Below are 19,381 nucleotides of genomic sequence, written 5' to 3' on the forward strand. Positions count from 1 at the left end.
TAGCCGTTAGGCCGTCGCACCTCCGAAGATGTCGATGGAGTCGCTGCCCTCGCGGAGCGTGACGTAGGCGCGCTTGGTGTCCTTGCGCTGGCCGTAGCCGGTGCGGGAGCGCTTGCGCTTGCCCTCGCGGTTAGCGGTGTTCACCGATGCGACGTCGACGCCGAAGATCTGCTCCACGGCAATCTTGATCTGGGTCTTGTTGGCCGACGGAGCGACGAAGAACGTGTAGGTGTTCTGCTCCATCAGGCCGTAGCTCTTCTCGGAGAGCACGGGCGCGATGATGATGTCGCGCGGGTTCGCGATCTTAGCCATTTACTTCTCCTCCTCCGCAGCGGCGGTAGCGAGCTCCTTGCCGCGGTTGACGAAGGTGTGCAGCGCCTCGACCGAGAACACGACATCGTCAGCGTTGAGTACGTCGTATGCGTTCAGCTGGGTCGGCTCAATGATGTGGACGCCCGGCAGATTCCTTGCGGAAAGGCGGGAGTTCACGTCATCACGGCCGATCACCAGCAGAACCGACTTGCGGTCCGTGAGGCGCTCGATGAAAGCGCGGGCGGACTTGGTCGACGGGGTCTGGCCCGGAACCAGGTCCTCCACGATGTGGATGCGCTCGTTCTGTGCGCGGTTGGTCAAAGCGCCTGCGAGGGCAGCCTTGATCATCTTCTTCGGGGTGCGCTGCGCGTAGGAACGCAGCTGCGGACCGTGCACGGTGCCACCGCCGGTGAAGTGCGGCGCACGGGTGGAACCCTGGCGTGCGCGGCCGGTGCCCTTCTGGCGGAACGGCTTCTTGCCGCCGCCGGAAACCATGCCGCGGGTCTTCGTCGCGTGGGTGCCCTGGCGAGCTGCAGCAAGCTGTGCGTTCACAACCTGGTGCATCAGCGCCACGGAAGCCTCGCGGTCGAAGAACTCGGCCGGGAGATCGACAGAGCCCTTGGTGGCTCCGTCAGCGGTGTGGACGTCAAGCGTCAGGTTCGTCATGCGTGAGCACCGCCCTTCACTGCGGTCTTGACGGTGACAACGGAACCCTTTGCGCCCGGGATGGCGCCCTTGATCAGGATGAGGTTGTTGTCGCCGTCGATGCGTTGGATCTTCAGGTTCTGGGTGGTAACGCGGTTACCGCCCATGCGGCCTGCCATGCGCGTGCCCTTGAACACGCGGCCCGGGGTTGCGCAGGCGCCGATGGAGCCCACGCGGCGGTGCGCAGCCTGGTTACCGTGTGCGGCACCCTGGCCGGCGAAGCCGTGGCGCTTCATGGCGCCGGCGTAGCCGTGGCCCTTGGTGGTGCCGGCGACGTCCACGTAGGTGTCGCCCTCGAAGATGGTTGCGTTGAATTCCTGGCCGAGCTCGTAGCCCGAGGTGTCCTCCATGCGGATCTCGGCGACGAAACGGCGCGGGTTCACGCCGGCCTTCTTGAAGTGGCCGGCCTGTGGCTTCTTTGCCTTACGGGGATCGATGTCGCCGTAGGCGATCTGGATGGCGGAGTAGCCATCGGTCTCAGGGGTACGGATCTGGGTGACCACGCACGGCCCAGCTTCGACGACGGTAACCGGGATAACACGGTTGTCCTCGTCGAAGATCTGGGTCATGCCGAGCTTCTTGCCCAGAATGCCCTTGATCTGGTTCTCAGACATGTTGTTAGTTCTCCACTACTTACGTTGGGGATTGCTCTACTGGATGTTCACGTCGACGCTTGCCGGCAGGTCGATGCGCATGAGCGCGTCCACCGTCTTGGGCGTCGGGTCGAGAATGTCGATGAGGCGCTTGTGAGTGCGCATCTCGAAGTGCTCGCGAGAATCCTTGTACTTGTGGGGAGAACGAATAACGGCGTACACGTTCTTCTGGGTGGGCAACGGCACCGGGCCCACGACGCGGGCACCCGTGCGGGTGACCGTCTCGACGATCTTCTTCGCGGATGCGTCGATCGCCTCGTGGTCGTAAGCCTTGAGCCTGATGCGGATCTTCTGTCCCGCCACGCTTACCTCTTCCTCGCATCCCCACGTTCGTCCTTATTCTCTCCCGCTCATTTCGAACGGAGTGAGAAACGGGCGAAGCGGTGGGGTTTGTAGCTTCTAGTTTCTCTATAACGTTGTCCGGGCTGGGCCCTTGGCTCAACGCCAGTGTCGTTTCTGACTGCCATGACACGTCCGGAAGGTGACCGAGCAAATTCATGCTGTTTCAGTGCTTCCGCCAAGGCGTGCCCGTCTATAAGCACATGCCTGGGTGTCAGACTCGGAAGGGCGCGTGACCCTTGCGTACTGCCGCTGTGAATTTGCCATGGCCCTTCTCCGGTTTCTTCCGGTTGGAAGGTGTCATGTTTGCCTGGCCACCGGCCGGTTTCACCCGGCCCATGTCAAGGCAACCTGGGTATTAAAACACAAGGTTGCAGGAAGCACAAGCCCCGCTTCACGACGAACCTCCGGCGAGCCCACAAATATTGCAACTTGGTATCACCTTCTCCTCACCCCAGCCCGAGCGATTAGATCTGTGTACCCTTTATTTCCAGACCGTGCGCCTCACATCCGGAGGTCACGGATGCACAGTATTTACAGATTGAAAGGACCGTCATGGCCGACAAGAACGTTAACGAGACCTCTGCAAACACCGCAAAGACCACCGGCGCTAACACCCCGGCGTCCTCCTCCACCGCAGTGGAGCCGGAGCAGGTCCGCCCGCGCAACGAGAACCTGGAGACCGAGCACGGCTCCACCGTCATCGACGACAACGTTGTGGGCAAGATCGCAGGCATCGCTGCCCGTGAGGTCTCCGGCGTCAACAACCTGGGCGGCGGCGCTGCCCGCATGTGGGGCGCTGTGCGCGAGTCCCTGACCTCCTCCACCAACGTCCAGCAGGGCGTCAACGTGGCGGTCGAGGACGGCCACGCTTCCGTCGCCGTCGCCATCATCGCCGAGTACGGCGTGGCCATCCACGAGCTGGCTAACGCTATCCGCGAGAACGTCACCGTCGCCATCACCCGCATGACCGGCCTGATCGTGGACCGCGTGGACGTCACCGTGCACGACGTGCACCTGCCGGAGCAGGAGGGCGCCGAGCAGCTCGAGGACACCAACGCGAACTACCAGGCTGTCAACCAGCCGATCAACCAGTAAGCCATGGCGTACACCCCCGTTAGCCGCGAGGTTGCGGAGGGCGTCCGCGATGCCGCCGTCGCTGTCGACGGGGTCGCCGCATTGCACGGCGGCCGCGTCGGCGAGATTGCGACCTACCTGCCCAACACCCGCATTGAAGGCCTGAAGGCCATCTCGCGGGACGGCCGAACCGGATTTGAAGTCCACTTCGTCTTCGACGTCGCATCCGGCCGCAAGGTGCAGGACGTGGCCGAGGATGTCCGGGCGGCTGTTCTCGGCGCATCCGATGCGGAGTTCGTGGACGTTGTCGCAGGCGACGCGCAGTAGCGCTGCCCGCCCCAACCTCATAACCCGAAACGTGGTTTTATTATGAATCTTTTTGCTAACAAGGCGCTGACCGGCATCCTCATCGGTGTTGTAATCGCCTTCTTTGTCACCTTCGGCGGTTGGCCGGGCCTGCTCTGGCTGCTGCTGTTCACCATCATCGGCGGGGTTGTCGGGGCCCAGCTCGACGGCCGTCTGGACCTGTCCGCGGCCCTGAGTAACGGCACCGGCAGAGGCCGAAGCTAATGGATAATTCCTTCTACCACGTCAGTGAGCGCACCATCGAGCGCGTCGCTGAGGTGGCAGCTGCGGCGGTGCCGGGATGCCGGACCATCGACGCAAAGCTGGCCGGGCTCGCGGGACGCAGCTTCCCGCGCATCCACGCCCGGCTGGACCAGGCGACGGGCACAGTGGCGGTGGACACCGAGATTGCCACCTCCTACCCCGCCCCGGTAGCTGCCATCACCGACGCTGTGCGCGCAACCATCATCGCGCACATCCGCACGTTGGTGGGCCTGGACGTCTCGCGCGTGAAGGTCACAGTGGCCAATGTGGAAACCCTCCCCGACACCGGCCGCGTGACCTGGGACCAGGTGGCGGAGCACGAAGCCTTCGTGATCCCGACCCCCATCGAGGTCTCCCCGACCCGCGTGGAGCACCCCGTGACCAAGCCACTCGAGCAGCTCATGCCGATCGAGGCGCGCTCGCTCGTCGAAGACATGCGGGATGTGGTCGTCCCCGCCCCAATCGAGGTGGAGCACCCGGACCAGCCGGAGCCGGTGCGCACGTTTACTCCGGAGACCCCGGAGCCAGTGCGCACGTTCTCCCCCGAGGTGCCGGAGCCGCAGCGCCTCGTTGCCATCCACACCTCTCCGACGGAGGCGCGGGTCCCGTTCCCGCCGGAACCGGTGCAGCCGTGGTCGCCGCAGGCGAACGAGCTTGTCGCCCGCCATCCGCAGCTGCCCCCACTGCAGGCGCTCAAGCCTGTGGACGTCCAGCGTTTCGCCCAGCCCCGCGAGGTGCCGCTGCCGCGCCGCGCTCCGCTGAAGGAGATCACGGTCAACCGCCCGCCGCTCAAGCCCATCGTGGTGGAGCCGGTGGCGCGCGCCCCGATTTCCTCCGCACCTGGGCCGCAGCCGGTAGTGGTGCCCACGGCGCCCGCGCCGAAGCCGCTTAAGCAGATCACGATTGAACCGGTGGTGAAGTACTATGACCGCTCCCGCTAACACTGCACCCCCAGCTCAAGCAGTGGGCCCGCACCCGGGCGACGAGCCGCTGGGCAACCCGGCCTCGCGCTGGTTCGCGGTGCTGATTAGCCTGCTGCTGCTCGCGCTGGCTGGCGTCGCGGCGCGCGACCTGTGGTACCACTTCTACGGCGACGAGGCCCCGTCGGACTCCTGGCTGGGCCGCACCTGGGACTTCCTCGGTTCCTTTGAGGCCGATGTGACGGCAGTTGTCGTGGGCATCATTCTGGTGCTGCTCGGCCTGATCCTGTTGTTCTTCACGTTCAAGCCGCGCCCGCACGGCTACGTGCGGGTGAACTCCCCCGCCTCCATTTGGACCCGCCCGGTGGACATCGCCCGCAAGGCCACGTTCACCACCCGCGGGGACCTCGGCGGTGAACAGGTGAGCACGAAGGCGAACCGCAAGAATGTGAAGGTGCAAGTAGTCGACGACGGATCCGGCGCCGCCATGCAGGAGCGCATCACCCAATCCTTGAACGGTGAGTTCCATGCCCTGCAAACCCCGCCGGCTGTGTCGGTGAAGTTGCTGCCCAGCCCTGCTACGCAGCAATCGACTGCCCAGCGTTCAGGCGCGCCTCAGACCACTACGGAGTCCGCGCCCGCCACCACGACGACCCCGGAGGTGACGCGATGACGAAGACACTCAGCTTCTTCAACCGACTAGTGCTCTTCCTGCTCAGTTTGCTGTTGATCGCCGCTGGCCTTTTCCCGGTCGCCGAGTACTGGCAGATCCCCTACCTCGTCGACGCGGCCGACTACCTCGACCGCACCCGCCTGATCGACCTGGCTTACCAGGACCACTACGTCACCGCGCTGATCATCGGCGCTGTCGTGGCGGCAATCCTGGGCCTGTGGATCCTGCTGGCGAACATCCGGTCCCGCGCGTTTTCGAACCGTGGCATCCTGCCTGCGGATCCGGAGCACGGCGAGACTGTCATCAACGTCCAGCGGGTTGCCGAGGCAGCGTGCTCCTCCCTGGAGGACGCCAACGAGATCCGCCGCGCGTCCAGCAAGGTGGCGATGGTGGGCCAGCGTCCGACCGCGACGTTCACCGTCTTTGCCAACCCGGAGTACCCGCTCGATGATGCCGTGCGCATCATCGAGGCCGCGGATCAGGACTTCCGCATGGCTAATCACACCATGGACATTGACTCGGTGTGGAAGCTCCAGCTGGATCGGATTACCGCCTAGCGTTCCAACTCCAGCACGAGCTGCACCAGCCCCAGCGAGACCGGCATCCCGCCGCCCGCTGGGGCTATTTCCATCTCCGCACCAGGTTCGCAGCGCAGAATCTCGCTCCAGGCGATACGTTTGGTGTCCACTGCCCGCCCGTCTACCCGCCAGAGGCGGATGCGCTGCCCCACCACGGCTCGCGCGCCGTCGCTGAATTGGACCAGCCAGCGCCTACTGCCCACCGCCGATTGCGCGATGCTTATCGACGCCTCCGCTTCCCCCGCAATCCGCTCCACCAACGACACTATCCCCAGGCGGTGCTCCACGCCTTCCTCGTCGGAGACGACTAACGGAAGACCGGGGCCGGTCTTGCGCATCCCGCCCATCCGCCACACAGATGGCATACGTTCGGGATCGGTGCCGCTGCGCACCACCACGTAGCCGCCCGTGATGGTCACCAGGTGCGGCGGGTTGAGGGTGGTGATGGTGTGGGGGCCGGCGGTGGCGTCGATAAGCGAAGGATGCTCGCGCTCCATCGCCGCAAAGAGCTCCATGGTCTCGTCGTCGGTTGTGCCCCACCCTAGGCCGCGGTTTTGCAGCACGCCGATGAGCTGGGCGAAGTTCAGGTCCGGCTGGCCCTCCCAGGCACGCTGCAGCGCCTGGGTCAGGCGTGGGATTCGGGTGGGGTCGTGCACGCATGAGAGCCTAGCGCATGCGAAAAGCCGCCTTCCCCGGCGGGGAAGACGGCTTCTACGTCAGCTGGTTACACCAGGTCTGGAATTAGTCCAGGATCTTGGTGACGCGGCCAGCACCGACGGTGCGGGAGCCCTCGCGGATAGCGAAGCGCAGGCCCTCGTCCATAGCGACCGACTGGATCAGCTCGACGGACATCTCGACGTTGTCGCCCGGCATGACCATCTCGGTGCCCTCCGGCAGCTTCACAACGCCGGTGACGTCGGTGGTGCGGAAGTAGAACTGCGGACGGTAGTTGTCGAAGAACGGGGTGTGGCGGCCGCCCTCGTCCTTGGACAGGACGTAGACGGAACCCTCGAACTTGGAGTGCGGGGTGTAAGCGCCCGGGTGGATGACAACCTGGCCACGCTCGACGTCCTCGCGCTTCAGGCCACGGAGCAGCAGAGCTGCGTTGTCGCCAGCCTCAGCGGTGTCAAGAAGCTTGTTGAACATCTCGATGGAGGTGACGGTGGTCTTCTGGGACTTCTCGCGGATACCGATGATCTCGACCTCGTCGTTGAGGTTGAGCACGCCACGCTCCACACGACCGGTAACCACGGTGCCGCGGCCGGAAATGGTGAAGATGTCCTCGATCGGCATCAGGAACGGCTTGTCGGTCTCGCGCTCCGGATCCGGGATGGAGTCGTCGCAAGCCTGCATGAGGTCGATGACGGACTGAACCCACTTCTCGTCGCCCTCGAGAGCCTTCAGAGCGGAGATGTGGACGATCGGAGCATCTTCGTCGTACTCCTGCTCGGCCAGCAGCTCGCGGACCTCCATCTCGACGAGCTCGATGATTTCCTCATCGTCGACCATGTCGCACTTGTTCAGAGCGACGAGGATGTACGGAACGCCGACCTGGCGAGCGAGCAGCACGTGCTCGCGGGTCTGCGGCATCGGGCCGTCGGTAGCAGCAACCACGAGGATTGCGCCGTCCATCTGAGCAGCGCCGGTAATCATGTTCTTGATGTAGTCGGCGTGGCCCGGGGCGTCCACGTGAGCGTAGTGGCGCTTCGGGGTGTTGTACTCCACGTGGGAGATGTTGATGGTGATGCCGCGCTCGCGCTCCTCCGGAGCCTTATCGATTGCGTCGAAGGCGAAGGCCTTGTTCTCCTCCGGGTAAGCATCTGCCAGCACCTTGGTGATAGCGGCGGTGGTGGTGGTCTTGCCGTGGTCGACGTGACCGATGGTGCCGATGTTCACGTGCGGCTTAGTGCGCTCGAACTTTTCCTTTGCCACTGTTGTCCTCCTGGACTTCATGGTGACTACGACCTTCGCAGCCACGTGGTTTACATACGCCCCGGCCCGCGCCCAGCGCAGGGCACGGATACGGGAGCCATTTCACAATGTGCCAGTTACAAGATCCTAGGTTTCCAGCGGCCGTTTTTCAAACCGGCCTCGCCGTTTCCCCCGGATCGACCTAGAGGGTAACGGCCGGCTCAGACACCGTCCTGTTCCTGGGCGGTACCTCAGCGCGGCCGCTGCCCTCTCGCCCCGCCTCCGCGGAATCCGCGCCGCACCGCTGGCACGCGGTGCGGACCCGTGAGGAGGGGCGGGCGGCAACTACTTGTTGCCGTTGCGCTCGTCGATGATCTCCTGAGCGACGGACTGCGGAACCTCAGCGTAGGAGTCGAACACCATGGTGAAGTTCGCGCGGCCAGCGGTGGAGGAACGCAGGTCGCCGATGTAGCCGAACATCTCGGACAGCGGCACCTTTGCCTTGACAACCTTCGCACCGGAGCGGTCCTCCATTGCGAAGACCTGGCCACGGCGGGAGCTGATGTCACCGTTGACGGTGCCCATGTACTCCTCCGGGGTCACAACCTCGACGGCCATGACCGGCTCGAGCAGGACCGGCTTCGCCTTCGCGACAGCTTCCTTCAGCACCTGGGAACCAGCGAGCTTGAACGCCATCTCCGAGGAGTCGACGTCGTGGTACGCGCCGTCCTCGAGGGTGGCCTTGATGTTCACCAGCGGGAAGCCGGCGAGGAAGCCGTACTGCATCGCGTCCTGGATACCAGCGTCCACGGACGGGATGTACTCCTTCGGCACGCGGCCGCCGGTGACGGCGTTCTCGAACTTGTAGGAAGCGGACTCGCCCTCTTCCAGCTCTTCCGGATCCGGGCTGTACGGCTCGATGGTGACGATGACCTTCGCGAACTGGCCGGAACCACCCGTCTGCTTCTTGTGGGTGTAGTCCAGGGACTCGACCTTCTTGCGGATGGTCTCGCGGTACGCAACCTGCGGGGAACCGATGTTCGCCTCGACCTTGAACTCGCGCTTCATGCGGTCCACCATCACGTCGAGGTGCAGCTCGCCCATGCCGCCGATGACGGTCTGGCCGGTCTCCTCGTCCAGCTGGACGGTGAAGGTCGGGTCCTCCTCGGCAAGCTTCTGAATAGCGGTGCCCAGCTTCTCCTGGTCAGCCTTGGTCTTCGGCTCAATAGCCACCTGGATCACCGGATCCGGGTAGTCCATGGACTCGAGGATGATCGGGTGGTCCGGGTTGCACAGGGTGTCGCCCGTGGTGGCTTCCTTCAGACCGATGAACGCGTAGATGTTGCCGGCGTCGGCGTGCTCGACCGGGTTCTCCTTGTTCGCGTGCATCTGGAAGAGCTTGCCCACGCGCTCCTTCTTGGACTTCGTGGAGTTGAGCATCTGCTCGCCCGGGATTGCCTGGCCGGAGTAGACGCGCACGTAGGTGAGCTTGCCGAAGAACGGGTGGACGGCGATCTTGAACGCCAGAGCGGAGAACGGCTCCTCGACAGACGGCTTGCGGGTCAGGTCCTCTTCACCGTCGACGGAGGTGCCGTGGACGTCGCCGATGTCGATCGGGCTCGGCAGGTATGCGACAACAGCGTCGAGAATCGGCTCGATGCCCTTGTTGCGGTATGCGGTACCGCAGAACACCGGGTAGACCTCGGAAGCAATGGTCAACTTGCGGATGGCCGCCTGGATCTCTTCCTTCGTCAGCTCCTCGCCGCCGAAGTACTTCTCCATGAGCTCCTCGTCGGACTCAGCGACGGTCTCGAGCAGCTTCTCGCGGTACTCCTCAGCCTTCTCCTTGAGATCCTCCGGGATCTCCTGGATCTGCGGCGGGGTGCCGGTCTCGACCTTGCCCGGCCACATGAGGGCCTTCATGTCGATGAGGTCGACAACGCCGTCGAAGTCGTCCTCAGCGCCGATCGGAAGCTGCATGACCAACGGCTTCGCGCCGAGGCGGTCGACGATGGTACCGACGGTGTAGTAGAAGTCAGCGCCCAGCTTGTCCATCTTGTTGACGAAGCAGATGCGCGGGACGTCGTACTTGGCAGCCTGACGCCACACCTGCTCGGACTGGGGCTCCACGCCCTCCTTGCCGTCGAACACGGCAACAGCGCCGTCGAGCACGCGCAGGGAGCGCTCCACCTCAATGGTGAAGTCCACGTGACCCGGGGTGTCGATGATGTTGATCTGGTTGTTGTTCCAGAAGCAGGTCACAGCAGCGGACGTAATGGTGATACCGCGCTCCTTCTCCTGCTCCATCCAGTCAGTGGTGGCGCCGCCATCGTGGGTCTCGCCAACCTTGCGGTTGATGCCCGTGTAGAAGAGGATGCGCTCGGTCGTGGTGGTCTTACCGGCGTCAATGTGGGCCATGATGCCGATGTTGCGGACCTTGTTCAGGTCCTTAAGCACTTCTTGTGCCACGTTAAATACCCCAACTTTGAAGTCGTCGACGCCTGTCGGCGCCTATGTCGGTCAGTTGTCCTTTGTCAATTCTGCCACTACATCGCGGAAGTGGCAGCGTGAGGTCCGACTCAGCTGGAAAAACCCGGAAACGCACCAGCTCGCTTCCCTAGGAAGCGGGTATGCAGTTTCCGGGTTTCCATGCTTCGCCTTGCTCCAGCGACTACCAGCGGTAGTGGGCGAAGGCGCGGTTGGCCTCGGCCATCTTGTGGGTGTCCTCGCGGCGCTTCACGGAGGCGCCGAGACCGTTGGAAGCATCCAGGATCTCGTTGGCGAGGCGCTCCATCATGGAGTTCTCGCGGCGCTGACGGGTGAAGGTGACCAGCCAACGCAGTGCGAGGGTGGTGGAGCGGGCCGGCTTGACGTCGACCGGGACCTGGTAGGTCGCGCCACCGACACGGCGGGAGCGAACCTCGAGGTCCGGACGGATGTTGCCGATGGCCTTTTCCAGGGTGCCCACCGGGTCGGTGCCGGTCTTCTCACGGCACTGCTCGAGCGCGCCGTAAACGATGCGCTCTGCGGTGGACTTCTTGCCGTCCTGCAGGATCTTGTTCACCAGCATGGTGACCAGCTCGGAGTTGTAAACCGGATCCTTGACTACGGGACGCTTCGGTGCTTGCTGCTTACGCATTGTTTACTGTCCCTTCTTCGCGCCGTAACGGGAGCGAGCCTGCTTGCGGTCCTTCACACCCTGGGTATCCAGAGCGCCGCGGACGATCTTGTAGCGCACACCCGGCAGGTCCTTCACACGACCGCCGCGCACGAGCACCATGGAGTGCTCCTGCAGGTTGTGGCCCTCGCCCGGGATGTATGCGGAAACCTCGATGCCGGAGGTCAGGCGCACACGGGCGACCTTACGCAGAGCAGAGTTCGGCTTCTTCGGAGTGGTGGTGTACACGCGGGTGCACACGCCGCGGCGCTGCGGGGAACCCTTCAGCGCAGCGGTCGCCACCTTGGTGGACTTATCGTGGCGGCCCTTGCGGACCAGCTGCTGAATAGTAGGCATTCACGCTCTTTCTGTTAGCGCGTCCCGCCCACACCCGGCCATACATGCAAAAATGGGGGCTCTTCTTCGGGGCCCTGCCGATTGCATGAACTACCGTGTGAACGAGTCGCATGGAGTTCGAGTACTTCGCGCCGCAAGATACGGGCGAAACCTCGCTAAAGGTACACCGAAGGAACGTCGCAAAGCAAACTGCGTGTCCGCGGTCGCCCGGTTACACTGCTGCCATGGCTCCTTGGACGGGTGTCTCCCAGTCGCTGCGCGACGTTGCTGTTGAGTCCGCGGTGATTCCGGCACGCGCGGCGGGTCTGCTGTTTCGCCACCTGTCGCAGCTGGTCACAGTGGTATGCCTCGGCCTTGCCGGGCGCCAGGCCGTGATTTGGCTGGCGGTGTGGCTCTCCACATTCAGCAGCCTCGCCGCCAGCCTTGTCATGCCGCTGGCGCCGCTGATGGTGATGTTGTCCATCATCTTCTCGCTGTGGCTTTTGCGCCCCTCGCTGCCGTTTCTCGCGGCGACGTTTCCGGACCGCAAGGACGGTTCTTCCCGGGTGCGCCTGCTTTCTGCCGGGGGCATGCTGATCAGTTTCCTCACGGTGTACTCCACCCACGGCCTGCTCAAAGAGGACCTCGCCGCGTTCCGCCGCGCCACCACCTACGACGAGCACTTCAACCGAGGCTTTGAAGCGGACTTCACGCGCGCATTTATCGACGACACCGCCGCCCTGATCGGCCTAATCGCCGGCACCATAGTGCTGCGCAAAGTCATCGGCTACTTCGCCCTGGCGGAGAAGGGCCTCGGATTCACCTACCTCGCCGCTTACCTGGAAGTGCTGTGGATGACCACAGTGTCGGTGTTCTTGACCAACCGGCTCAGCGCCGTGCAGGACTGGGCGCTTTCCCGCCGCAGCCTGGCCCCGGCCCACCAACGCTATGAAGAGCTGAAAACCGACGTCGCTGAGCACACCGGCGTGCTTGGCGACGCGTGGGGCTGGCTCGCCGACCAACTACCGGCGCTGAACCAACTAGTGACCGTTCCGATTGCGTGGCTGACGCTCGGCGCCGTGGTCTTCGGCACCACGCTCGCCGCCAAGAAGGCGGAAGATGCGAAGGTCGAGGAGGCGCCGGAGGGGGCGTCGGTAAGCATCCGCAAACGCATGCAGGCCGCCGCCCACAACGAGGCCAAGCATGCGGTCGACGAGGCGCTGCAGCCCGTGGTCGGGCCCATCAAGGCGACGCTCAAAGGGCTGCGCACCCTTGCGCGGGCGGGGCTGGTGCCCATGACCATCTTCTGCATCGTGTTCATGCTGGCCACCAGCGTCGAGCTTGGCGTGGTCGAGCTTGGGCGCACCCTCATCGGCCCGGTGGACAGCAAGATGGCCGCGGAACAGGTCCTCAACTACCTGCTGGTGGTCGCGCGGGCGGTGTACCTGCTGGTGGTGGTGTGCCTAATCGCCTCAGGCCTGGACTTCTTCCTGCGGCACAGCTACTCGCCGAAAGAAGGGGAATCCACGTAGACCTTCGGCTCCGGCAGCACCACCGTGGCGTAGTGGGGAAAGTCCCACCCGATATGCAGCTTGACCGGTTGCACGCCGTCCGGCAGCGCCAGCGGGGTGACCTTGCGCCACTCGTCCGGGCGCGGATCACCCGGCTCGAGGTGCTGTCCGGTGGAACCGATCTCGTCCACCCGGACCACGGGGCCGGCCTCCCCCGGCGGGGTGCAGGCGTGCAGGGCGCTGAAGTCGTCGATGGGCGTGCCGAACAGCCCGTCCTTGCGCAGATACTCCTTGCCGTCCGAGCCGGTCACCCACATGCGGCAGTTCTCCAGCACCGACTCCGCCGGCGCGTGCCACTGCGTCAACACCGCCCAGATGGTGAATCCCTCCGGGGAGTGCAGGCCGATCTGGCTTTCGTCCTCCACTGCCTGGAAGCCGAGCACCTCGACGTCCGCTTGGTGCCGTGCGCCGTCGAAATCCGCGACCGGCAGGTCGAAGCTGCCCGCAGCGCCCGCGGCGATCACCTGCTCCTGCGACCACGTCCACGGCCTGACCAGGCTGAAGTACGGCTGGGACGACGCCGCGAGCATCAGACCGGCAGCCACGGGCGCGCTTGCCCACCAGAGCTTCCTCACAACCACACCGCCTCACGGGTCACCCGGGATTGCCGCTGCGTCTCCGGCAGCTGCACCACCACGCGCGGGCCCATCCGGTTGCCCACGTAGAAATACAGCGTGGCGGCTTCGACCTCATCCTCCGGCATCTCAAACACCAGCGTGCAGGGGCTGCGCAGCCCCGGGTAGGTCAGCTCGCACGCGTTGCCCGGGGTGTTCTCCGGCGCGTAGAGGTTCCCGCCGGCCGCCTCAATCTCCGCGCCAAGCAACACCTCCTGGTCCTGGGTGAACTGGTAGTCCACCACCACCCACCTGGCGTTGGAGGCAGTGCCGTTGAAGGTCTCCGCCACGGTGACCTGCACGTCCTCCACGTCGCCGATGATCGGGGCCGAGTTGGCGTAGTCGAAGCTTGCGGCGGCGCGGTCGGCGGCGTTGGGCAGCACGTCGCGAAGCTGCATGCCCAGCACAAGCAACGCGAGTGCCGCGGCGGTGGTCCACACCCTGCGGAAATTCATCGCAGCTCCACCTCCGCCACGCGCTCTTTGGCAAACCAGGTTTTGTCGCCGTCCAGGAAGGACTTGCGGTACTCCATCGACCACACCACCAGCGTGTCGCCGGCGTCTTCGCCGCTGAACACGAGGGCGATGTCCTGCGGCACGCCGGGGTTTAGCAGCTGGTTGTCCGGCAGCGGGACGCTCTCGAAGTCCTCGTCGCTGGTGAGGCGCGCGTCGATCTTTTGGAACTTCGGCTGCTCCTCCGACGCTGAATCCTCCAGATCAAACGCCTGGTGCCACTGCACCGCGTAGATGGGCCGCTCAGCGGTGTTGGTCAGCCGCATGTGCACCACCCGCGCGCCGTCGAGGACGTAGGTGCGTTGCACCTGGACGGTCAACGGCGAAACGTCCAGCTCCTGCGGCTCCGCCGTCTCGGTGGCGGTGACGACTTGCTCGGGCGCCGCCTCCTCGAACCCGCCGGCCAGCCCTGTCACGCCGGCGAGCGCAAGCAAGCCCGCGACGGTCGCGTTCGTCCTCGTCCCGATGTCCGCCGCGACCGACTTCGCCAACCCCCGCACGGGCTGGTGCTTCGCCGACTTTTCGCTCACACGTGGAATCTAAGCAGAATGCGGCAATATTCGCGTGCCTTTCGCCTGCCGACGCCGTCTTCGGCAACTACTGTCCAAGTTATGGACAACCCCACCCCGCCCCGCAAACGCGCCTCCGACGCTGAGCGCGACACCGCCGCCAAACACCTCCAAGACGCTTTCGCCGACGGACAGATCTCCATGGCCGAGTTCGACGAACGCTCCCGCGCCCTCTACGCCGCCACCTACGCCGACGAACTTCCCGGCCTGGTGGAGGACCTCTCGCCCGCCAAACGCCCGGACCGGGAAGTTGCCCCATCCCACGCGCTGGTCACAGGCGAAAGCGGCGGTTCCGCATTCACGCTGTCAGTCATGGGCGGGTCCGAACGCACCGGCCAGTGGCTCATGGCGCCGACGCACACCTCCCTCACCCTGATGGGCGGCAACGCACTCGACCTGCGCGAAGCCCGGTTCGCCGCGCACGAAACCACGGTCAACGCCGTGGCGATCATGGGCGGCGTCGACATCATCGTGCCCGACGACGTCCGCGTGATCGACGACGGCATCGGCGTCATGGGTGGCTTCGGGTTGGAGGACCACCCGTCCTGCACCGTCCCCGTCGCGCAGCTGTCTGCCGACGCGCCCGTGATCCGCGTCCGCGGCCTCGCCCTGATGGGCGGCGTGGGCATCACGCGCGCGGCCCGCGGCGCACGGGTGCGGTAGGGCGGGGCGTCGAAAAGCAAAACGCCCGGCCTCCCCTTTCGCGGGGAAGCCGGGCGTTTTTCACGCAGACCTAGCTAAGCCAGAATGCTGGGCCTGGTGTTACAGCTCCTCGAAGCCGAACTCGTCCATCGGGACGGAGGCGCCGGTGAACTCGCCGTAGCCCTCGTCGCCGTAGATGGAGTCGCCGAACGTCGGGATCGAGTACGCCGCGGAGCGTGCCGCCTCGGTCGGCTTGACCTGGATGTTGCGGTAGCGCGAAATACCCGTACCGGCCGGGATCAGCTTGCCGATGATCACGTTCTCCTTCAGGCCGATCAGCTTGTCGGAACGCTTGTTGATCGCGGCGTCCGTGAGCACGCGGGTGGTCTCCTGGAAGGAGGCCGCCGACAGCCAGGACTCCGTGGCCAGCGATGCCTTGGTGATGCCCATGATCTCGGAGCGCATCTCCGCCGGCTCGCCGCCGTCCGCCACAGCTGCGGCGTTGACCTGGCGTGCCTCGGACAGATCCACCAGGGTGCCCGGCAGGAACTCGGTGGAACCCGAGTCGATGACGGTGCCGCGGCGCAGCATCTGGCGGATGATGATCTCGATGTGCTTGTCGTGGATGGACACACCCTGGGTGCGGTACACAGCCTGGACCTCGTCGATCAGGTGCTTTTCCACACCGCGGCGGCCGAGGACCTCGAGCACGTCGTGCGGGTCGGCAGCGCCGCGGAGCAGACGCTCGCCCACCTCGACGTGGTCGCCCTCGCGCAGGCCGCGCTCGATCATGGCCTCCGGGTTGGACTCCATCGGGCGGCGCACCTGGGCCAGGCCCTGGCGCTTGGACAGCTTCTCGTAGACCACCACGTCGGAGCCGTCGTCCGGGTGGATGGTCAGGGTCCAGAAGTTGCCCTCGTCCTCGAGCGAGATGGTGCCCGCCACGGATGCGATCGGGGCACGGTTCTTCGGCACACGGGCCTCGAACAGCTCCTGCACACGCGGCAGACCGCCGGTGATGTCGCCGCCGACGCCGCCCTGGTGGAAGGTACGCATGGTCAGCTGCGTACCCGGCTCACCAATGGACTGCGCAGCCACGATGCCGACAGCCTCGCCGATGTCCACGAGCTGGCCGGACGCCATGGACTTGCCGTAGCACTTGGCGCAGACACCGGTCGGGGTCTGGCAGGTCAGCACGGAACGGACCTTGATCTCGGTGACACCGGCGGCCACGAGCTCGTCGATACGCTCTTCAGTCAGCTCGGTGCCGGCCTCGGCGATGACCTTGTCGTCGGCACCCTTGACGTCGGCAGCCAGGACGCGGCCGGACACGGAGGTCTCGACCAGGTCGTGGCGCGCGAACGAACCGCCGGACTCGACCGCAACCGGAACCTTGACGCCCTGGCGGGTGCCGCAGTCCTCCTCGCGGACGATGACGTCCTGCGCCACGTCCACCAGACGACGGGTGAGGTAGCCGGAGTCCGCGGTACGAAGCGCGGTATCGGCCAGGCCCTTACGGGAACCGTGGGAGTTGTTGAAGTACTCCATCACGGACAGGCCCTCGCGGAAGGAGGTCTTGATCGGGCGGGTGATGTACTCACCACGCGAGTTCACGACCATGCCCTTCATGCCAGCCAGGGTCCAGATCTGGCGCATGTTACCGGCAGCACCGGACTTCACGATCATCGGAATCGGGTTGTCGTCCGGGTACAGGTCCTCCACGGCCTGGCCCACCTTGTTGGTGGCGTCCTGCCACAGCTCGACCAGGCGGTCGTAGCGGTTCTCCTCGGTCAGCGCACCCTTCTCCCAGAACTTGCGCTCGATGGCCTCGGCTTCCTTCTCGTACTGCTCGAGTACCTCGGTCTTGTTCGGGAGGATGAGCACGTCGGCCATGGAGATGGTCACGCCGGAACGCGTCGCCCAGTAGAAGCCGGCGTCCTTCATCTTGTCCAGCACCTGCGCGACGGTGATCATCGGGTACTTCTCAACCATGGACTGGATGATGTCGCCCAGCAGCACCTTGCCGCCGCCACCGCCCTTACGGACCATGGCACCTTCCTGGTACGGGAAGTTGAACGGCAAGAGCTCGTTGAACATGATGCGACCCAGGGTGGTGTCCGTCATCCAAGCCTGACCCTTTTCCCAGCCGTCCGGGAACTGCTCCGCCTCGATCTCCGGGGTCGGACGCAGGTGGTCGATGCGGACCTTGATCGGGGCCTGCAGGCCCAGCACGCCCAGGTCGTAGGCCATGATGGCCTCGCGGTAAGACGAGTAGACGCCGCGGGCCGGACCGTTTTCGTCGGCAGGTGCGTACGCACCCTCGCCGCCGATCTCCTGCGGGCCCTTGAGCATGGTCAGGAAGTACAGGCCGGTGACCATGTCCAGGCGCGGCATCGCCAGCGGCTTGCCGGACGCCGGGGACAGGATGTTGTTCGACGACAGCATGAGCACGCGGGCCTCAGCCTGCGCCTCAGCGGACAGCGGCAGGTGGACTGCCATCTGGTCGCCGTCGAAGTCGGCGTTGAACGCCTCACAGGCCAGCGGGTGCAGCTGGATGGCCTTACCCTCGACCAGCTTCGGCTCGAAGGCCTGGATGCCCAGGCGGTGCAGCGTCGGTGCGCGGTTGAGCAGCACCGGGTGCTCTGAAATCGCCTCTTCCAGCACGTCCCACACCTCGGGGCGCTGGCGCTCCACCATGCGCTTGGCGGACTTGATGTTCTGCGCGTAGTCGTTGTCCACCAGGCGCTTCATCACGAACGGCTTAAACAGCTCGAGCGCCATACGCTTCGGCAGACCGCACTCGTGCAGCTTCAGCTGCGGGCCGACGATAATCACGGAACGGCCGGAGTAGTCCACGCGCTTGCCCAGCAGGTTCTGGCGGAAGCGGCCCTGCTTGCCCTTGAGCAGGTCGGACAGGGACTTCAGCGGGCGGGTGCCCGGGCCGGTGACCGGGCGGCCGCGGCGGCCGTTGTCGAACAGTGCGTCAACGGACTCCTGCAGCATGCGCTTCTCGTTATTCACGATGATCTCGGGCGCACCCAGGTCGATCATGCGCTTCAAACGGTTGTTGCGGTTGATCACGCGGCGGTACAGGTCGTTCAGGTCGGAGGTGGCGAAGCGGCCACCGTCGAGCTGGACCATCGGGCGCAGCTCCGGCGGGATCACCGGGATCGCGTCCAGGATCATGCCGGCCGGGTCGTTGCCGGAGCGCTGGAACGCGGCGACGACACGCAGGCGCTTCAGGGCACGGACTTTCTTCTGGCCCTTGCCCTCGGCGATGATGCCGCGCAGCTCCTCGGCCTCGGCGTCGAGGTCGAAGTTGCGGATCAGGGTCTGGATCGCCTCGGCGCCCATGCCGCCGGTGAAGTAGTCCTCGTAGCGGTCAACGAGCTCCTCGTAGAGATTCTCGTCGATGATCATCTGCTTCGGCGCGAGCTTCTGGAAGGTGGTCCAGATCTCGTCGAGGCGCTCAACCTCGCGCTCACCGGCCTCGCGCAGGTGCTGCATCTCCTTGTCGGCAGCGTTCTGCACCTTCTTGCGGGCAGCGGCGGTCGCGCCGGAAGCCTCGAGCTCTGCGAGGTCTTCCTCCAGCTTCTGCGCGCGGTCCGCGATCTCGGAGTTGGTGTCGTCCTCGACATCCTTCTTCTCCATCAACATCTCCGCCTCGAGGGTGGACATGTCGTTGTGGCGCGCCTCCTCGTCAACGGAGGTGATGATGTTCGCCGCGAAGTAGATGATGCGCTCGAGGTCCTTCGGCGCCAGGTCCAGCAGGTAGCCCAAGCGGGACGGAACGCCCTTGAAGTACCAGATGTGGGTCACCGGAGCGGCCAGCTCGATGTGGCCCATGCGCTCGCGGCGCACCTTGGACTTGGTCACCTCGACGCCGCAGCGCTCGCAGATGATGCCCTTGTAGCGGACGCGCTTGTACTTGCCGCAGGCGCACTCCCAGTCGCGGGTCGGGCCGAAGATGCGCTCGCAGAACAGACCGTCCTTCTCCGGCTTGAGCGTGCGGTAGTTAATGGTTTCGGGCTTCTTCACCTCGCCGTGGGACCAACGGCGGATGTCGTCGGCGGTGGCCAGGCCGATGCGAAGCTCGTCGAAGAGGTTTACGTCAAACACGTAAAAATTCCTTTTCTTCTAGATGTGTGCTGTTCGTTCGTCGTGCCGTCGAAAAGCAAAAGCTTTACGACGGCTACCTGGCGC

The 19,381-nt window shown here is 64.9% G+C and carries 21 protein-coding genes; 8 read left to right on the forward strand and 13 right to left on the reverse strand.

Going from position 1 to position 19,381, the window contains the following annotated elements; all coding sequences use genetic code 11:
• Positions 1–6: 6 nt before the first annotated feature.
• Genes rplW through rpsJ form a run of 4 tightly spaced genes read right to left on the reverse strand, consistent with a single transcriptional unit; the run spans position 7 to position 1,973 of the window.
• Positions 7–312: a 50S ribosomal protein L23 gene (gene rplW / locus ACF3NP_RS08420; protein WP_070475003.1), complete on the reverse strand. Its 306-nt coding sequence runs from the start codon at positions 310–312 to the stop codon at positions 7–9.
• Complete coding sequence (rplD, locus tag ACF3NP_RS08425) at positions 313–978, reverse strand: 50S ribosomal protein L4 (protein WP_392398628.1); 666 nt, start codon at positions 976–978, stop codon at positions 313–315. It abuts the gene before it with no gap.
• Positions 975–1,631, reverse strand: coding sequence for a 50S ribosomal protein L3 (gene rplC / locus ACF3NP_RS08430; RefSeq protein WP_181889792.1), 657 nt, complete (start codon positions 1,629–1,631; stop codon positions 975–977). The genes rplD and rplC overlap by 4 nt, the downstream gene beginning before the upstream one ends.
• A 36-nt stretch (positions 1,632–1,667) precedes the next feature.
• The gene (gene rpsJ / locus ACF3NP_RS08435; RefSeq protein WP_034997227.1) at positions 1,668–1,973 is read right to left on the reverse strand and encodes a 30S ribosomal protein S10; all 306 of its coding nucleotides are present in this window, start codon (positions 1,971–1,973) and stop codon (positions 1,668–1,670) included.
• Positions 1,974–2,564: 591 nt separating this feature from the next.
• Between rpsJ and ACF3NP_RS08440 the strand changes: the two genes are divergently transcribed.
• From ACF3NP_RS08440 to ACF3NP_RS08465, 6 genes are read left to right on the forward strand one after another with little or no spacing between them, the layout of a single operon-like run.
• On the forward strand, positions 2,565–3,107 hold the full coding sequence (locus tag ACF3NP_RS08440; RefSeq protein WP_181889791.1) for an Asp23/Gls24 family envelope stress response protein: 543 nt from the start codon (positions 2,565–2,567) through the stop codon (positions 3,105–3,107).
• A 3-nt stretch (positions 3,108–3,110) separates the two neighbouring features.
• Entirely contained in the window at positions 3,111–3,413 is a 303-nt protein-coding gene (locus ACF3NP_RS08445) for a hypothetical protein (protein WP_181889790.1), read from the forward strand.
• Positions 3,414–3,455: 42 nt separating this feature from the next.
• On the forward strand, positions 3,456–3,656 hold the full coding sequence (locus ACF3NP_RS08450) for a hypothetical protein (RefSeq protein WP_181889789.1): 201 nt from the start codon (positions 3,456–3,458) through the stop codon (positions 3,654–3,656).
• Entirely contained in the window at positions 3,656–4,636 is a 981-nt protein-coding gene (locus tag ACF3NP_RS08455) for an Asp23/Gls24 family envelope stress response protein (RefSeq protein ID WP_181889788.1), read from the forward strand. The genes ACF3NP_RS08450 and ACF3NP_RS08455 overlap by 1 nt, the downstream gene beginning before the upstream one ends.
• Positions 4,620–5,288: a hypothetical protein gene (locus ACF3NP_RS08460; RefSeq protein WP_181889787.1), complete on the forward strand. Its 669-nt coding sequence runs from the start codon at positions 4,620–4,622 to the stop codon at positions 5,286–5,288. Before ACF3NP_RS08455 ends, ACF3NP_RS08460 begins: the two co-directional genes overlap by 17 nt.
• Positions 5,285–5,845, forward strand: coding sequence for a hypothetical protein (locus ACF3NP_RS08465; protein ID WP_181889786.1), 561 nt, complete (start codon positions 5,285–5,287; stop codon positions 5,843–5,845). Before ACF3NP_RS08460 ends, ACF3NP_RS08465 begins: the two co-directional genes overlap by 4 nt.
• Here the strand turns inward: ACF3NP_RS08465 and ACF3NP_RS08470 are convergent.
• From ACF3NP_RS08470 to rpsL, 5 genes are all read right to left on the reverse strand, one after another.
• Positions 5,842–6,522, reverse strand: a complete 681-nt coding sequence (locus ACF3NP_RS08470) for a hypothetical protein (RefSeq protein ID WP_181889785.1) — start codon at positions 6,520–6,522, stop codon at positions 5,842–5,844. The genes ACF3NP_RS08465 and ACF3NP_RS08470 overlap by 4 nt on opposite strands.
• An 85-nt stretch (positions 6,523–6,607) precedes the next feature.
• Positions 6,608–7,798 carry an elongation factor Tu gene (tuf, locus tag ACF3NP_RS08475; RefSeq protein WP_181889784.1) on the reverse strand — a complete coding sequence of 397 codons (1,191 nt, stop codon included), beginning with the start codon at positions 7,796–7,798 and terminating at the stop codon, positions 6,608–6,610.
• A gap of 324 nt (positions 7,799–8,122) precedes the next feature.
• Positions 8,123–10,246 carry an elongation factor G gene (gene fusA / locus ACF3NP_RS08480; RefSeq protein WP_181889783.1) on the reverse strand — a complete coding sequence of 708 codons (2,124 nt, stop codon included), beginning with the start codon at positions 10,244–10,246 and terminating at the stop codon, positions 8,123–8,125.
• A gap of 202 nt (positions 10,247–10,448) precedes the next feature.
• Complete coding sequence (rpsG, locus tag ACF3NP_RS08485; RefSeq protein ID WP_085956818.1) at positions 10,449–10,916, reverse strand: 30S ribosomal protein S7; 468 nt, start codon at positions 10,914–10,916, stop codon at positions 10,449–10,451.
• Positions 10,917–10,919: 3 nt separating this feature from the next.
• Positions 10,920–11,291, reverse strand: coding sequence for a 30S ribosomal protein S12 (rpsL, locus tag ACF3NP_RS08490; RefSeq protein WP_034997208.1), 372 nt, complete (start codon positions 11,289–11,291; stop codon positions 10,920–10,922).
• A gap of 224 nt (positions 11,292–11,515) precedes the next feature.
• On the opposite strand from rpsL, the gene ACF3NP_RS08495 reads away from it, so the two are divergent.
• The gene (locus tag ACF3NP_RS08495) at positions 11,516–12,802 is read left to right on the forward strand and encodes a hypothetical protein (protein ID WP_392398629.1); all 1,287 of its coding nucleotides are present in this window, start codon (positions 11,516–11,518) and stop codon (positions 12,800–12,802) included.
• Here ACF3NP_RS08495 and ACF3NP_RS08500 read toward each other — a convergent pair.
• The 3 genes from ACF3NP_RS08500 to ACF3NP_RS08510 are packed head-to-tail and all read right to left on the reverse strand — an operon-like array spanning position 12,772 to position 14,497.
• Positions 12,772–13,416, reverse strand: coding sequence for a hypothetical protein (locus ACF3NP_RS08500; RefSeq protein ID WP_181889781.1), 645 nt, complete (start codon positions 13,414–13,416; stop codon positions 12,772–12,774). The two genes, ACF3NP_RS08495 and ACF3NP_RS08500, sit on opposite strands and share 31 nt — an antisense overlap.
• On the reverse strand, positions 13,413–13,910 hold the full coding sequence (locus ACF3NP_RS08505; RefSeq protein ID WP_181889780.1) for a hypothetical protein: 498 nt from the start codon (positions 13,908–13,910) through the stop codon (positions 13,413–13,415). Before ACF3NP_RS08505 ends, ACF3NP_RS08500 begins: the two co-directional genes overlap by 4 nt.
• Positions 13,907–14,497: a hypothetical protein gene (locus ACF3NP_RS08510; protein ID WP_181889779.1), complete on the reverse strand. Its 591-nt coding sequence runs from the start codon at positions 14,495–14,497 to the stop codon at positions 13,907–13,909. Before ACF3NP_RS08510 ends, ACF3NP_RS08505 begins: the two co-directional genes overlap by 4 nt.
• Positions 14,498–14,578: 81 nt before the next feature.
• Between ACF3NP_RS08510 and ACF3NP_RS08515 the strand changes: the two genes are divergently transcribed.
• Positions 14,579–15,199, forward strand: coding sequence for a DUF1707 SHOCT-like domain-containing protein (locus ACF3NP_RS08515; RefSeq protein WP_181889778.1), 621 nt, complete (start codon positions 14,579–14,581; stop codon positions 15,197–15,199).
• 99 nt (positions 15,200–15,298) lie between these two features.
• Here the strand turns inward: ACF3NP_RS08515 and ACF3NP_RS08520 are convergent, their stop codons facing one another.
• Positions 15,299–19,297 (reverse strand): DNA-directed RNA polymerase subunit beta', encoded by a 3,999-nt coding sequence (locus tag ACF3NP_RS08520; protein ID WP_181889777.1) that lies wholly within the window; start codon positions 19,295–19,297, stop codon positions 15,299–15,301.
• Positions 19,298–19,381: the final 84 nt, after the last annotated feature.

Source organism: Corynebacterium lehmanniae, assembly GCF_043161975.1.
Taxonomy (GTDB): Bacteria; Actinomycetota; Actinomycetes; order Mycobacteriales; family Mycobacteriaceae; genus Corynebacterium; species Corynebacterium lehmanniae.

Coding starts and splice junctions, on each gene's coding strand:
- ACF3NP_RS08515 (WP_181889778.1), top strand. CDS start 14,579: ATGGACAACCCCACCCCGCCCCGCAAACGCGCCTCCGACGCTGAGCGC.
- ACF3NP_RS08455 (WP_181889788.1), top strand. CDS start 3,656: ATGGATAATTCCTTCTACCACGTCAGTGAGCGCACCATCGAGCGCGTC.
- rpsG (WP_085956818.1), bottom strand. CDS start 10,916: ATGCGTAAGCAGCAAGCACCGAAGCGTCCCGTAGTCAAGGATCCGGTT.
- ACF3NP_RS08465 (WP_181889786.1), top strand. CDS start 5,285: ATGACGAAGACACTCAGCTTCTTCAACCGACTAGTGCTCTTCCTGCTC.
- rplW (WP_070475003.1), bottom strand. CDS start 312: ATGGCTAAGATCGCGAACCCGCGCGACATCATCATCGCGCCCGTGCTC.
- ACF3NP_RS08495 (WP_392398629.1), top strand. CDS start 11,516: ATGGCTCCTTGGACGGGTGTCTCCCAGTCGCTGCGCGACGTTGCTGTT.
- ACF3NP_RS08440 (WP_181889791.1), top strand. CDS start 2,565: ATGGCCGACAAGAACGTTAACGAGACCTCTGCAAACACCGCAAAGACC.
- ACF3NP_RS08450 (WP_181889789.1), top strand. CDS start 3,456: ATGAATCTTTTTGCTAACAAGGCGCTGACCGGCATCCTCATCGGTGTT.
- rplD (WP_392398628.1), bottom strand. CDS start 978: ATGACGAACCTGACGCTTGACGTCCACACCGCTGACGGAGCCACCAAG.
- rpsL (WP_034997208.1), bottom strand. CDS start 11,291: ATGCCTACTATTCAGCAGCTGGTCCGCAAGGGCCGCCACGATAAGTCC.
- rplC (WP_181889792.1), bottom strand. CDS start 1,631: ATGTCTGAGAACCAGATCAAGGGCATTCTGGGCAAGAAGCTCGGCATG.
- ACF3NP_RS08460 (WP_181889787.1), top strand. CDS start 4,620: ATGACCGCTCCCGCTAACACTGCACCCCCAGCTCAAGCAGTGGGCCCG.
- ACF3NP_RS08445 (WP_181889790.1), top strand. CDS start 3,111: ATGGCGTACACCCCCGTTAGCCGCGAGGTTGCGGAGGGCGTCCGCGAT.
- ACF3NP_RS08505 (WP_181889780.1), bottom strand. CDS start 13,910: ATGAATTTCCGCAGGGTGTGGACCACCGCCGCGGCACTCGCGTTGCTT.